Source organism: Arthrobacter celericrescens, from assembly GCF_003614925.1.
GTDB classification, from domain to species: domain Bacteria; phylum Actinomycetota; class Actinomycetes; order Actinomycetales; family Micrococcaceae; genus Arthrobacter; species Arthrobacter celericrescens.
Genome location: NZ_QYLP01000083.1, coordinates 24338 through 36571, shown reverse-complemented (window position 1 = coordinate 36571; position 12234 = coordinate 24338). Strand labels below are relative to the sequence as shown.

Annotated in this window: 11 protein-coding genes; 4 read left to right on the top strand and 7 right to left on the bottom strand. The window is 66.0% G+C overall.

Going from position 1 to position 12234, the window contains the following annotated elements; translation table 11 throughout:
* Nucleotides 1-131: 131 nt before the first annotated feature.
* Nucleotides 132-614, top strand: a complete 483-nt coding sequence (locus D3654_RS14390; RefSeq protein WP_120522169.1) for a DoxX family protein — start codon at nt 132-134, stop codon at nt 612-614.
* 325 nt (nt 615-939) lie between these two features.
* On the opposite strand, the gene D3654_RS14385 is transcribed toward D3654_RS14390, so the two are convergent.
* Both D3654_RS14385 and D3654_RS14380 read right to left on the bottom strand, forming a co-directional pair.
* The gene (locus D3654_RS14385) at nt 940-2019 is read right to left on the bottom strand and encodes a Gfo/Idh/MocA family protein (protein ID WP_120522175.1); all 1080 of its coding nucleotides are present in this window, start codon (nt 2017-2019) and stop codon (nt 940-942) included.
* Between the two features lie 13 nt (nt 2020-2032).
* Nucleotides 2033-2602 carry a DinB family protein gene (locus D3654_RS14380; protein WP_245413246.1) on the bottom strand — a complete coding sequence of 190 codons (570 nt, stop codon included), beginning with the start codon at nt 2600-2602 and terminating at the stop codon, nt 2033-2035.
* 204 nt (nt 2603-2806) lie between these two features.
* Here D3654_RS14380 and D3654_RS14375 point away from each other — a divergent pair, with 204 nt between their 5' ends.
* Genes D3654_RS14375 through D3654_RS14365 form a run of 3 tightly spaced genes read left to right on the top strand, consistent with a single transcriptional unit; the run spans nt 2807 to nt 5879 of the window.
* Nucleotides 2807-4000, top strand: a complete 1194-nt coding sequence (locus tag D3654_RS14375; RefSeq protein ID WP_162943748.1) for an efflux RND transporter periplasmic adaptor subunit — start codon at nt 2807-2809, stop codon at nt 3998-4000.
* 2 nt (nt 4001-4002) lie between these two features.
* The gene (locus tag D3654_RS14370) at nt 4003-4701 is read left to right on the top strand and encodes an ABC transporter ATP-binding protein (protein ID WP_120522167.1); all 699 of its coding nucleotides are present in this window, start codon (nt 4003-4005) and stop codon (nt 4699-4701) included.
* Nucleotides 4698-5879, top strand: a complete 1182-nt coding sequence (locus D3654_RS14365; protein ID WP_120522166.1) for an ABC transporter permease — start codon at nt 4698-4700, stop codon at nt 5877-5879. Before D3654_RS14370 ends, D3654_RS14365 begins: the two co-directional genes overlap by 4 nt.
* A gap of 42 nt (nt 5880-5921) precedes the next feature.
* Here the strand turns inward: D3654_RS14365 and D3654_RS14360 are convergent, their stop codons facing one another.
* The 5 genes from D3654_RS14360 to mmsA form a co-directional block, all read right to left on the bottom strand.
* On the bottom strand, nt 5922-6608 hold the full coding sequence (locus D3654_RS14360) for an ABC transporter ATP-binding protein (protein WP_120522165.1): 687 nt from the start codon (nt 6606-6608) through the stop codon (nt 5922-5924).
* A 2-nt stretch (nt 6609-6610) separates the two neighbouring features.
* Nucleotides 6611-8026 carry an ABC transporter permease gene (locus D3654_RS14355; RefSeq protein ID WP_120522164.1) on the bottom strand — a complete coding sequence of 472 codons (1416 nt, stop codon included), beginning with the start codon at nt 8024-8026 and terminating at the stop codon, nt 6611-6613.
* A 166-nt stretch (nt 8027-8192) separates the two neighbouring features.
* Nucleotides 8193-9290 (bottom strand): substrate-binding domain-containing protein, encoded by a 1098-nt coding sequence (locus D3654_RS14350; protein ID WP_120522163.1) that lies wholly within the window; start codon nt 9288-9290, stop codon nt 8193-8195.
* A 50-nt stretch (nt 9291-9340) separates the two neighbouring features.
* Entirely contained in the window at nt 9341-10609 is a 1269-nt protein-coding gene (mmsB, locus tag D3654_RS14345) for a multiple monosaccharide ABC transporter permease (protein WP_120522162.1), read from the bottom strand.
* 44 nt (nt 10610-10653) lie between these two features.
* Nucleotides 10654-12210 carry a multiple monosaccharide ABC transporter ATP-binding protein gene (gene mmsA, locus D3654_RS14340; RefSeq protein ID WP_120522161.1) on the bottom strand — a complete coding sequence of 519 codons (1557 nt, stop codon included), beginning with the start codon at nt 12208-12210 and terminating at the stop codon, nt 10654-10656.
* Nucleotides 12211-12234: the final 24 nt, after the last annotated feature.

Genomic DNA, 12234 nt, shown 5'->3' with positions numbered 1-12234 from the left:
GTGAAACGCTACCTCGCCCGACGGATCTATCGAACCCTCAACGCGACAAACCACACCCGCAGCCAGGCTTGACGAACTATAGAAGGGACAACAACTGCGAGTCAGTTGTGCGGGCGGCATAGATTGGGTGCGTGAATTTCCTCAATCCTTCCGCCGCATCCACGTCGTACGGAACCGCGCTGCTCCGGATCGGCCTCGGCGCCCTCATGGCGCTGCACGGGGTCCTGAAGATCCTGGCCGGGCAGGAAGCCTTCGAGGCGTCCATCGCCGGGATGGGAGTGCAGAAAGCGGAGATGCTGTCCTGGCTGGTCATCCTCGGAGAAACAGGCCTCGGCGTGATGTTCCTGCTGGGACTCTTCACCCGGCTGGCCGGTTTGCTGGCAGCGGTCATGTTCGCAGCCATCTGGTTCGTCACCGAATCCGGCAAGCCCCTGCTGGCCGGGACGGGCGGGCTCGCCGGGGAACTGCTCATCCTCTACGTTGTGGTGTCCCTGGCCTTTGTCTTCCTGGGCTCGGGCGCAGCCTCGCTGGACCGGAAGATGTCCGGGACACGGGGATTCGGGGCGCAGGGAATTGGGGCGCGTGGGTCCGGCCGGAAAAGCGGCAGGCGCTAGCGGGCCAAGCTCACCGCACGTATCGTCAGCATGGTGGCTCCGATATTGACAGGGACCGCTATCGGAGCCACCACCTGATCTCCGGACGGGACGCCACCCGCCGGATTAGTAGCCGTGGTTTCCGAAGCAGCTATGCGGCTTGCGCAGCTTTGATCTGACGCCCCCAGCCTCTGACTCAGATTCAACGGTTGCGTACATCGTAGGACCAGGAAAATAGCCGGTCCAGAAGAAGCGGAAATATCGACGCCAAGTGTCATGGCGTGCCCTGTAAATGACGGGAACAGGGCGCCGGTACGGAATCTTCCAACCCCATGTGACGCTTCTGTCACACGCCCCTGGGCTGGTCGTTGGCGTAGCGGATCCCCAGCTGCGACCGGACGCCGTCGAACAGGCGCATGGTGTCCACCGAATCGTCCCACGGCATCACCGGGCTCTCGGTGAGGCCCTGCTGGATGCACCGGGTCACCTCGCGCAGCTCGTAGCAGTAGCCAACGCCCACGACGTCGAAACGCTCCACCCGCGGCTCATCCCACCCCGTGCGGATGTGCAGTTCGCGCGGATTGTTGATGGAGCCGTGGGTCTGCAGGAACCCGCCGGTTCCGGCCACGGACGCCGAGCGGGGGCCGTGCGCCAGCAACGAGGAGGTCAGCTGCGCGATGGCGCCGCTGTCGTAGCCGAGGGTCAGCGCGTTCTGGGAGTCGACGCCGTCGCTGTTCAGGGTGCCCACGGCGCTGACGGTCTGCGGCGCACCCAGGGTGCCCCACGCCCAGAGGAGCGGATAGACGGTGAGGTCCAGCAGCGCGCCGCCGCCGTCCGCCGGGGACCAGATACGTGCCGCGGGGTCGTACGGCGCGGGGAAGCCCAGGTCCGCGCTGACCCACTTGATCTCGCCCAGTTCGCCCGAGGCCGCGATCGTGAAGGCCCGCTGCATGCTGGGCAGGAAGCGGCTCCACACCGCCTCCATGAGGAAGAGCTTGCGTTCGCGTGCCAGGGCCACCAGTTCGGCGGCCTCGCGGGCGTTGATGGTGAAGGCCTTTTCGCAGAGCACGTGCTTGCCGGCCTTGAGCGCGGCCTTGGCCACTTCGAAATGCTGGGCGTGCGGGGTGGCGACATAGACGACGTCCACCGCGTCGTCGGCGAGCAGCCGCTGATAGCCGTGCAAGCCGCCGTCGTCCCCGTACGCCTTCCTGGCGCCGTGCATCGCGGCGAACGCATCCGCCGACTCCTGGTGCCGGGAACTGACGGCGTAAAGCTCGGCGTCTTCGAGCTGGAGCAGGTCACCGGTGACGGTCCTGGCAATCCCGCCGGTGGCGACGACCCCCCAGCGCAGGGTCTTTCCGGTGGCGGCCCTCGGGTCCTGGTTTTCCTGGCTGAACAGCCATGGCCTGGCGATGTGCTTGCTCATGGTGATCATCCTCTCACCCCCGCGTAAACCCTTGAATCCTGGCGGCGCGCTCGATCTTCGCACAGTAGGCTGCCCGGGCTTCCTCGTCGATTTGCTTCTCGTGTTCGGCGCGCAACCCGGTCCGGCCGTCGAGGCCCTCGCGCAGGATATCGGCGTGCCCGGCATGCCGGATGGACTCGCCGAGGACATGGACCATGACGACGAACAGGTTCGTGTTCGAGTAGGGCTCCGGCCACCACGGGACGTGGCCGGGGGCATCGAGGGGAAGTTCATTGATCGTCGCGTCCGAGTGTTCCCACGTGCGCCGGTAGAACCCGATGATCTGATCGAGGGTCTCGTGCTCGGTTGCCCACAGATCGCTGCCGTCGGAGTCCCGCCACCGGGGCAGCGCTTCCGGGGAAGGGCGGTCGAAGACCTCACCAAAGTACCTGGCCTCGACGCTGGCAACGTGTTTGACCAGGCCGAGGAGGTTGGTCCCGGTGGCTGTCAAAGGTCGCCGGGCGTCGTATTCTGTCAGGCCGTCGAGTTTCCAGAGCAGCGCCTTGCGGTCCTGCCGCAGTCTCCCGTGAAGGTTCTCTTTCACCAATTCTTCGATCATGGGGCTGTAGCCTGCCACAGGCTGAAGCCCCATGCCACACCGACGACCCGACAAGTACCCGACACTTTCCTCCGATCGGCCGGGGAACTCCGCTTTCGGACTAAACATACTTGCCGGCCGGTTCGTTTAGGCTGGGGGGAATCATCCCTCGCAGAGTGTTTCTGTGGGGAGTTACCGAATGGAGCAGGGATGAGTGTCTTTCGACGTGTCATTTTGCCCGTGGCATGGCTGCTGGTTTTCGCGGTCATAGCGTTGGCCTTGGTAAAAATAGCCTTCATTGACGGCCTGGAGCCGCAGCAGTCCGGTCCCGCACCGATGGCCCAAATGGAGGCCCCGGTGGTGGCAGCGTCCCGTGCCACGGTCACCAACACCGTGCAGGTCAAGGCGACGGTGCAAAGCGACCCGGCGCAGGCCGTGCGGAGCACCGCGGCCGGAACCGTGGTGCACATCTACCGCGACGCCGGGACCACCGTAGCCAAGGGCGAAGCGGTGATCCAGGTGCGGTCGGAACAGCCGCGCGAAGCAGCGGCGGCTGAGCAAGCACCGGTTGCAGGGCCGGGGGCGGGGGAGCGGCCCGCGTCGAGCCCCGAGCCGGTCTACGTGTACACGGACGTGCCCGCTCCAGTCGGCGGCAAGATAGGCGAACTTGGCGTGCTGATCGACCAGCAGGTGAGCGTCGGGGAAACCGTGGGCAAGGTGGACCCGGGCAGCTACACCGTCTCCGGTTCCATCACCGCGGCCCAGCAGTTCCGGCTGCTCGGCAGGCCGGCGTCTGCGAAGATCGCCCTTACCGGCGGCCCGGCACCCTTCACCTGCCCCGCTGTCGTCGTGAAGAACAACGCTTCCGACGCCGGATCCGCCGGAAGCGGAAGCGGCGGCGGTACCGGGGCGGCCGGCCTGGCGGTTCCCCGGGCAGGATTGCTGCCTGCCGCCGTCGCGATCCCGGGCGGGGGCGGCGAAGCACCGCAGGACGGCGGCCCGGCCACCGGAACCCTCAGCTGCGCCATCCCCTCCGGAACGGAGGTCTTCGCAGGCCTTGGAGCCACCATGACCGTTACGGCGGGCGAGTCGAAGAACGTGGTCACCGTTCCGCTGAGCTCGGTGAAGGGCAGCGTCAAGGAAGGAATCGTTTGGCTGGCAAGCGATGCCGCCGTCGCGCCGGCCGCCGGAGCCGTGCCGGGTGCCGCGCCCGGAGCCTCCGCCCGGGAAGTCCGGGAACCGGAGCAGCGCCGCGTGAAGCTGGGCCTCAACGATGGTTCGAGGGTCGAGGTCACCTCGGGCCTGGCCGAAGGCGAACGGGTGTTGGAGTTCGTACCGGGGGCGGCTGCGCCTCCGGTTATGCCCGGCCCGGGCCAGATGGTCTACGGTCCGGCGGGCGGCTAGGCATGGAGACTTTGCTGAGCTTGCGCGGTGTCACCCGGACGGTGGTGCTGCCCGACGACCAGGAACTGCACATCCTGCGGGGCGTGGACCTCGAGATCGCCAGCGGCGACCATACCGCAATCGTGGGCCGCTCCGGCTGCGGGAAGTCCACGCTCCTGAACCTCCTGGGACTGCTGGATGTTCCCAGCAGCGGGGAGCTGGACTTCCTTGGCACCCCGGTGCAGAAGATCAGCAGCAACCAACGCGCCCGGCTGCGCGGTTCCACCGTGGGCTTCGTTTTCCAGCAGTTCAACCTGCTGCAGGGCCGCAGCGCGCTGGACAACGTGATGACCCCCTTGCTGTACGCCAGTGGCAGGGATTTCTGGCGGCGGCGCGAGCTGGCGATGGAAATGCTGGACCGGGTGGGACTTGCAGCCCGCGCGGACGCCAAACCAAACATGATGTCCGGCGGCGAGCAGCAGCGGATTGCCATTGCGCGGGCGCTGGTGCGGCGCCCCCGGCTGATCCTTGCGGACGAGCCCACCGGGGCGCTCGACGTCGAAACCGGGCAGACCGTGATGGCGCTGCTCGATTCGATCGCCACCGAGTCCGCCGCGGCTTTGGTGACCATCACCCACGACCACAACGTGGCCGCCTTGGCCCGGTCCCGTTACCGTCTGGACGCCGGTGTCCTCCAGGCGCTGGAAGGGGTGCCGGCATGAGCGGCGTTGTCGGGGCGCTTGTGGAGGCGTGGCAGGAACTGCGCATCAACAAGGTGCGCATCCTGCTCGCGCTTTTCGGCGTCGCCTTGTCCGTGGCCGCGCTGGCCTCAGTGGTGGGGTTGGGCGACCTCGCCCGGGAGGGTTATAAGGTGCAGGCCGAACGCAGCCAAGGCCGCACTGCCACTGTCGCATTGAGCGTCAACGGACCCACAACGCCGGATCCCGTGCGGCTCGAGAAGGCCTATCAGGGGATCGTGGAACGCTACGGGATCAGCTATTGGACGCACACAGCGCAGGCCCAGGCGCGCTTCCAATTCCCGGGCGGTGTCCAGGATGTGCAAATGACGCTGGTGGATCCCGGCTACGGGTTCATCCACCGCACGGACGTCACGCAGGGCTCCTGGTTTGCAGCCGACGACGAACAGCGGCTGGCGCCCGCCGTCGTCGTTTCCGAGGCGTTCTACAACGCAGCCGGCAGGCCGGACCTCGTCCGGAAACCGCTGGCGAAGCTCGCGGGGGACCAGGAGACGACGGCGGTGATCATCGGCGTCGTACCCGATCTCTTCCCCCAGGCGCCGCCGTCGGCGTTCATGCTTAACGGGGCGGCACAAACCGCGGGGATCGCCGAGGGCTACGGCCAGTTCAAGGTGTGGGTGCAGGACGGGCAGGCCGCGGTGCTGATGCCCGCCATGCAGGCGGACCTGCAGGCGCAGTTCCCGGACCTGTACATCGACGCCAGCCGCATGGACTACGCGGCCTACGGCGACCCGATCGCGATCGCGCAGCTCGCGGTGGGCGCGATCGCCGGGCTCGTGCTGCTCCTGGGGGCGGTGGGCATGCTGAACATCTCGATGGTCACCATCCGGTACCGGGTCCGGGAAATCGGCATCCGGCGCAGTTTCGGAGCCACCTCGGGCCGGATCTTCGTGGGCGTGATGATGGAATCCCTTGTGGCGACCTCCGTGGCCGGAATCGCCGGGGTCATGGTGGCGATCGCCGTGGTGAAGAATCCGTGGATCCAGGAGAAAGTGGCACCGGCCCTCAGCGAGTATCCGCCGTTCCCGGTGGAAGCGGCCATGCTTGGCTTCGGGGCCGCCGTGCTCGTCGGGGCCCTGGCGGGGGCGATCCCCGCGCTGGTGGCGGTGCGAATCAAGGTGATCGACGCAATCCGGTTCTGAGGCAACCGCCGGTGCCGGCGGTTGCCTCAGAACGGGCCGTGGTCACCTCCCGGCGGTCACATCTTCGTTCAGCTGGCCCTGGTGCAGCCGGAACCGGCGGTCCGCCTTCCGGGCCAGTCCGCGGTCGTGCGTGACCACCAGGATGGTGGTGTCGTGGTCGCGGCTGAGCGAGCTCAGCAGTTCGATGATGTGTTCGCCGGTCTGCTCGTCGAGGTTTCCGGTGGGCTCGTCGGCGAGGATCAGCTTCGGTTCGTTGGCCAGCGCACGGGCGATCGCCACGCGCTGCTGCTCACCGCCGGAGAGGCGGTTGGTGCGGCGCGAGTGCTTCTCCGGATCCAACTGCACCTGCTCCAGCAGTTCCTTGGCGCGCTGGGCCCGCGCCGACTTGCGGACGTCCGCGAACTCCATCGGCAGCATCACGTTGTCCACGGCGCTGAGGTTGGGGATCAGGTTGAACTGCTGGAACACGAAACCGATGTCCCGGCGGCGGTACTCGGTCAGCTTGCCGTCCGGGAGGCCCGCCAGGCTGACGCCATCGACGACGACGTCCCCGCTGGTGGGTTTGTCCAGCGCGCCCAGGAGGGACAACAGCGTGCTTTTGCCGCTGCCGCTTTTGCCCACGATGGACGCGAGCTGGCCTTTCCCGAGTTCGAAACTGACGCCGTTGACGGGCTTGATGGTGCGGTCACCGGACTTGAACTGGCGGACCAGGTCCTTGACTTCAATCATGGCTATTCTCCTCGGAGGACTTCGATGGGGCGGATGCGGGCCGTGAGCAGGGCCGGGACCAGGGCGCCGATGATGGCCACCGCGAACACGGCGGCGATGCCTGCGGCGATCACGCCTGGGGAGGCGCTCGCGGTGACGGAAGTCAGCAGCTGCGTTGCGCCGCCGAAGGGGCCGCCGGGCCCGCCTCCGGGACCGCGCTGGCCTGTTGCGCCGGCAGCGGTTGAGCTGTTGGAACTGACCAGGGCCGAGGCGATGCCGCCGCTGGCGAACGAGGCGATCGCCGCGCCCACGACGCTGCCGAGCGCCACGAGGACGAGAGCTTCGAGGACGAACTGCAGCCCGATGGTGCGGTTGCGCGCCCCGATGGCTTTCAGGACGCCGATCTCGCGGCGGCGCTCGCGGACCAGCATGACCATGATGAGCAGGATGATGAGCCCCGCCGTAGCCAGCGCCGCGATGTAGGCCACCAGGGAGATGCCTTTGACGCTGTTGAGGGAGCTGACGGCGGTTTCAAGGTTGCGCTGGCCCTGGGTGACGTCGGCCTTGCTGGCGCCCAGCGCCGCCTGGAGCGCGGTCTTGGTGCTGTCCACGTTCTCCATGCTGTTGACCGTGACCACCATGCTGGACAGTTCACCGGGGGTTTCGGCGAGGGCCTGCGCCTCGGCCAGGGTCAGGTAGACGGCGTTGTTGCCGAAGGTGGTGCCGGCGTCGAAAATGCCGGCAACGGTGTAGGTCTTGCCGGCAATGGTGAAGGTGGAGCCGACCTTGAGGTTGTTCTTCTCCGCGAGGGTGGTCCCCACCAGGGCCTTGGTGCTGGCCGCGGAGTAGTCACCCAGGCCGGTGCCGCTGGTGATGTCCAGTGCCTTCCCCGAGCTGTCCACCTCCGCGGCGGTGCCGGTGGCGGTGATCGGCAGGGTGAAGGTGCGCGCCGGTTCGGTGCCATTTGTTGTACCGGTGCCCGTGCCGCTGCCGGTGTTGTTCCGGTTGCCGAGGGTTCCGGCGTCGACGGCGGCGGTCAGGCTGGTGGTGACGCTTGCCGCCTGCCCGCCGGGACCTCCCGCGTCCGGCTGGGCGGCGCCGGCCGCGGCGTCGGCGGTGTCCGTCGTGGTGGTTTCAGTGCGGAGCCGCAGGGCCTTGGTTCCCACCACGGAGGTGATGTTGGGGACGGCGGCCGCGGTGGCGGCTTCGGCGGCAGTCAGGGGTTCCCCACCGCCTTCGAAGCCCTGGCCGCCGGCCGGGTTGACCGTGAGGGTGGTGCCCACGGAGGCGTTCAGTTCCTGGACTTTGGCCCCCACGGCCTGGTTGGCGACGAGCATGGACAGGGCCAGCCCGATGGCCACGGCCAGTACCGCCACCACGGCTGCCGTTCTGATTTTGTTGCGGAAGGCGTTGCCGACGCTGCGGGCAAGGACGCTCACGGTTCTCCTCGGGATCAGGTGCCGGCAGGAACAGCCGGCTTCGGATCCAACACTCGCGTCAGTGCCTGTGCGGGAATCAGAACAAAGCTATGTTTGCGCTGTGAAGGCTTAAACGGCCGATGCCCGGCCCCTGTGGGGACCGGGCATCACCCGTGTCAGTTGACGCTTACTTGGTGATCGGGCCGAGGACCGGATCGTCCACGTAGGCCGTCTTGACGTTCTCCTTGGTCACGATCTGCGGCGGTAGCAGGTATGCCGGGACGGTCTTGACGCCGTTCTTGTAGGAGTCCTTGTCGTTGATCTCCAGTTCCTTGCCGGCCTGCAGCTCCTTCGCCATCGTGATGGCGTGCTCCACCAGCTTGCGGGTGTCCTTGTTGATGGTGGAGTACTGCTCGCCGGCCATGATCGACTTCACGGACTCAACTTCCGAGTCCTGGCCGGTCACCACGGGGAGCGGCTTGCCGGCTGCCTTGACCGAGGTCAGGACTGCACGGGCCAGGGTGTCGTTCGGGGACAGGACGCCGTCCAGGGAGGCGGTGCCGTAGCTGCCGGTGAGCAGCGTGTCGGCGCGGCGCTGGGCGTTTTCAGCCTTCCAGCCCTGGGTGACTGCCTGCTCGAAGGCGGTCTGGCCCGAGAGGACCTTGAGGGTTCCGTCGTCGATCTTCGGCTTCAGGATGCTCATGGCGCCGTCGAAGAAGACCTTGGCGTTGGCGTCATCCGGAGAACCGGCGAAGAGCTCGATGTTGTACGGGCCGGAAGGCTTCTTGGCCTTCAGCCCGTCCAGCAGGGCCTGGCCCTGGAGTTCGCCGACCTTGAAGTTGTCGTAGGCCACGTAGTAGTCCACGTTCTCGGTGTTGAGGAGCAGACGGTCGTAGGCGATGACAGTGGCGCCGGAGTCCTTGGCCTGCTTGAGCTGCGTACCCAGCTGGGCGCCGTCGATGGCTCCCACGATGATGACCTTGGCACCCTTGGTGACCATGGCGCTGATCTGGTTCTGCTGCTCGGAGACGCCGCCGTTGGCGAACTGGACGTCGGCCTTGAAGCCGGCGCCTTTGAGGCCGTCGTTGAACAGCTTCTCCGCAAGGACCCAGTTCTCACTGGTCTTCTGCGGAAGTGCGACGCCGATCAGCGAGTCCTTGGGGAACGCTTCCCCGCCGCCTGTGTTGGTGCTGGAGCCGCTGTCCGAGCGGCCGCAGGCCGTCAGCGCCAGTGCCGCGATGGCAGCGACGGCTGCTGCCTTTCCTGCTTTACCAAACATTCGCATATCTTGGTTCACTTTCTGTGTGGGTGGGGTGGAGCGACTTGTGGGTCCGGTCAGGCTTCCTTGGAAATGACTTCCTTGGTGGAGGTGGTCTCGTCGGGCTGGATGTTGTTGTTGCGGCCGAAGTTCTTCAGCAGCATGCCCGTGATGGACCGCTTGCCCTGGGTCTTGTTGTAGACATCGAAGGCGACGGCTGCGAGGAGCACCAGGCCCTTGATGATCTGGGTGAGGTCGGCGCCGACGCCCAGCAACTGCAGGCCGTTGTTCAGGACGGCCATCACGAGGCCACCAACGATCGAGCCGATGACGGTGCCGACACCGCCGGTCACCGCCGCGCCACCGATGAATACGGCTGCGATGGCGTCCAGTTCCCAGCCGACGCCGTCGAACGGGCCGGAAGCGGTGGAGCGGCCGACGAAGATCATGCCTGCCAGGCCCGCCAGGACGGACATGTTCAGCATGACCATGAAGTTGACCTTCTTGGACTGCACGCCGGACAGTTCCGCTGCGTGGCGGTTGCCACCGACGGCGTAGACATGGCGGCCCAGGACCGTCTTGTCGGCAATGAAGCCGTAGAACAGGACCAGGACGGCCAGGATCAGGCCCGGGATGGGGAACGAGGTTCCCGGGCGGCCGGTGGCGAAGAGGTACGTGGCGTACAGGATGGCACCGCAGATCAGGACCAGCTTGGTGACTTCGACCCAGAGTTCGGGGACGTCGGCGCCAAGGGCCTTGTTGGTGGCGCGGGCACGCAGGGACATGACGACGACGAACGCGGCGGCCAGGATGCCCATGAGCAGGGTCAGGTTGTTGAAGCCCGTGTTCGGGCCAACCTCGGGAAGGTAGCCGGAGCCGAGGTACTGGAAATCATTGGGCACCGGAATGGTGTTGGACTTGCCCACGAACTGGTTGAAACCGCGGAACAGGAGCATGCCGGCCAGCGTCACGATGAACGCCGGGATCCCCACATACGCCGTCCAGAAGCCTTGCCAGGCGCCGATCACGGCTCCCAGCACCAGCCCGAAGAGCACGCCAAGGTACCAGGGGATGCCCCAGTCCCGGATGGCAAGGGCTACGGAAACGCCGACGAACGCCGCCACCGAACCGACCGAAAGATCGATGTGGCCGGCGATGATGACCAGCACCATGCCGATGGCCAGGATCAGGATGTAGGAGTTGCCGTTGAACAGGTTGATCACGTTGCCCGGGGTCAGTGTGCGGCCCTCGGTGAAGATCTGGAAGAAAACGATAAGTGCCACCAGGGCGAAAATCATGCCGAACTGGCGGGTATTGCCACCAAATAGCTTCTTGAGCGCGTTCATTGTTTTGGTCCTTGTGTCAGGAAAGGGGCGGGCTGGGCCATGGGTCAGGCGGACTTGCGGGCGGAAGTCATCAGTTTCATGAGGCTTTCCTGGCTTGCTTCGTCCTTGTCCAGGACACCTGTGATGGCGCCCTCAAAAATGGTGTAGATGCGGTCGGACAGGCCAAGGAGTTCGGGAAGCTCGGAGGAAATGACGATCACTCCCTTGCCCTGGTTGGCCAGCCGCTGGATGATGCCGTAGATCTCGTACTTGGCGCCGACGTCGATGCCGCGGGTGGGTTCGTCCAGGATCAGCAGGTCCGGGTCGGTGAACATCCACTTGGCCAGCACTACCTTCTGCTGGTTGCCGCCGGAGAGCTTCGCCACGCCTTCCTCCACCGACGGGGTCTTGGTCCGCAGGGATTTCCGGTATTCCTCGGCCACTTGGAATTCCTGGCGGGTGTCCACCACCGAGTAGTTGCTGATCTTGCGCAGGTTCGCCGCAACCGTGGTGGTCTTGATGTCGTCCAGGAGGTTCAGGCCCAGGGTCTTGCGGTCTTCGGTCACGTAGCCCAGTCCGGCGTCGATGGCCGCCCGGACGGTGCGCATGTGGACCGGCTTGCCGTCCTTGTACACCTCGCCGGAGATGAAGCGGCCGTAGGAGTGGCCGAAGAGGGAGCGGACCAGTTCGGTGCGGCCGGCACCCATGAGCCCGGCGAACCCGACGATCTCGCCCCGCCGCACGAAGAAGTTTGAGCCTTTGCAGACCAGCCGGTCCTGGATCTGCGGGTGGCCGACAGTCCAGTTCCTGACCTCGAAGAAGACCTCACCGATCTTCGGCACGTGGTCCGGGAAGCGGGACTCGAGTGTCCTGCCCACCATCCCCTTGATGATCCGGTCCTCGTCCACGCCGTCGCGCTTGACGTTGAGCGTCTCGATCGACTTGCCGTCGCGGATGATGGTGATCTCGTCGGCGATCTGTTCGATCTCGTTGAGCTTGTGGGAAATGATGATCGACGTGATGCCCTTGCCCTTGAGGCCGAGGATCAGGTCCAGCAGGTGCTGGGAGTCCGATTCGTTCAGGGCCGCCGTGGGCTCATCCAGGATCAGCAGCTTGACCGACTTGTTCAGGGCCTTGGCGATTTCCACGAGCTGCTGCTTGCCGACGCCGATTTCCTTGATGGGGGTGTCCGGGTCTTCGCGCAGGCCCACCCGGGCGAGCAGCTCAACGGAGCGCTTCCGGGCCTCGGCCCAGTCGATCACGCCCCACTTGGTGGGCTCGTTGCCCAGGAAGATGTTCTCCGTGATGGACAGTTCCGGGATCAGCGCCAGTTCCTGGTGGATGATCACGATGCCCGCGTGCTCGCTGGCCCGGATGTCCTTGAACTGCTGCACCTCGGCCTGGTAGACGATGTCGCCCTCGTAGCTGCCGTACGGGTAGACGCCCGAGAGGACCTTCATGAGCGTGGACTTGCCGGCGCCGTTTTCGCCACAGATGGCGTGGATTTCGCCTGCCTTGACCCGGAGGCTCACGTTCGACAGGGCTTTCACCCCGGGGAATTCCTTGGTGATGGACCGCATCTCGAGGATTACGGGTTCCTCTTGCGTGGTGGGGATCGTCATAGGCCCTACGCCTCCAATGCCTGA

What these genes read in the sequence shown, in the direction of transcription:
- D3654_RS14385 (WP_120522175.1), bottom strand. Translation starts at nt 2,019, where the DNA reads ATGAGCAAGCACATCGCCAGGCCATGGCTGTTCAGCCAGGAAAACCAG.
- D3654_RS14375 (WP_162943748.1), top strand. Translation starts at nt 2,807, where the DNA reads ATGAGTGTCTTTCGACGTGTCATTTTGCCCGTGGCATGGCTGCTGGTT.
- D3654_RS14370 (WP_120522167.1), top strand. Translation starts at nt 4,003, where the DNA reads ATGGAGACTTTGCTGAGCTTGCGCGGTGTCACCCGGACGGTGGTGCTG.
- D3654_RS14365 (WP_120522166.1), top strand. Translation starts at nt 4,698, where the DNA reads ATGAGCGGCGTTGTCGGGGCGCTTGTGGAGGCGTGGCAGGAACTGCGC.
- D3654_RS14360 (WP_120522165.1), bottom strand. Translation starts at nt 6,608, where the DNA reads ATGATTGAAGTCAAGGACCTGGTCCGCCAGTTCAAGTCCGGTGACCGC.
- D3654_RS14350 (WP_120522163.1), bottom strand. Translation starts at nt 9,290, where the DNA reads ATGCGAATGTTTGGTAAAGCAGGAAAGGCAGCAGCCGTCGCTGCCATC.
- mmsB (WP_120522162.1), bottom strand. Translation starts at nt 10,609, where the DNA reads ATGAACGCGCTCAAGAAGCTATTTGGTGGCAATACCCGCCAGTTCGGC.
- mmsA (WP_120522161.1), bottom strand. Translation starts at nt 12,210, where the DNA reads ATGACGATCCCCACCACGCAAGAGGAACCCGTAATCCTCGAGATGCGG.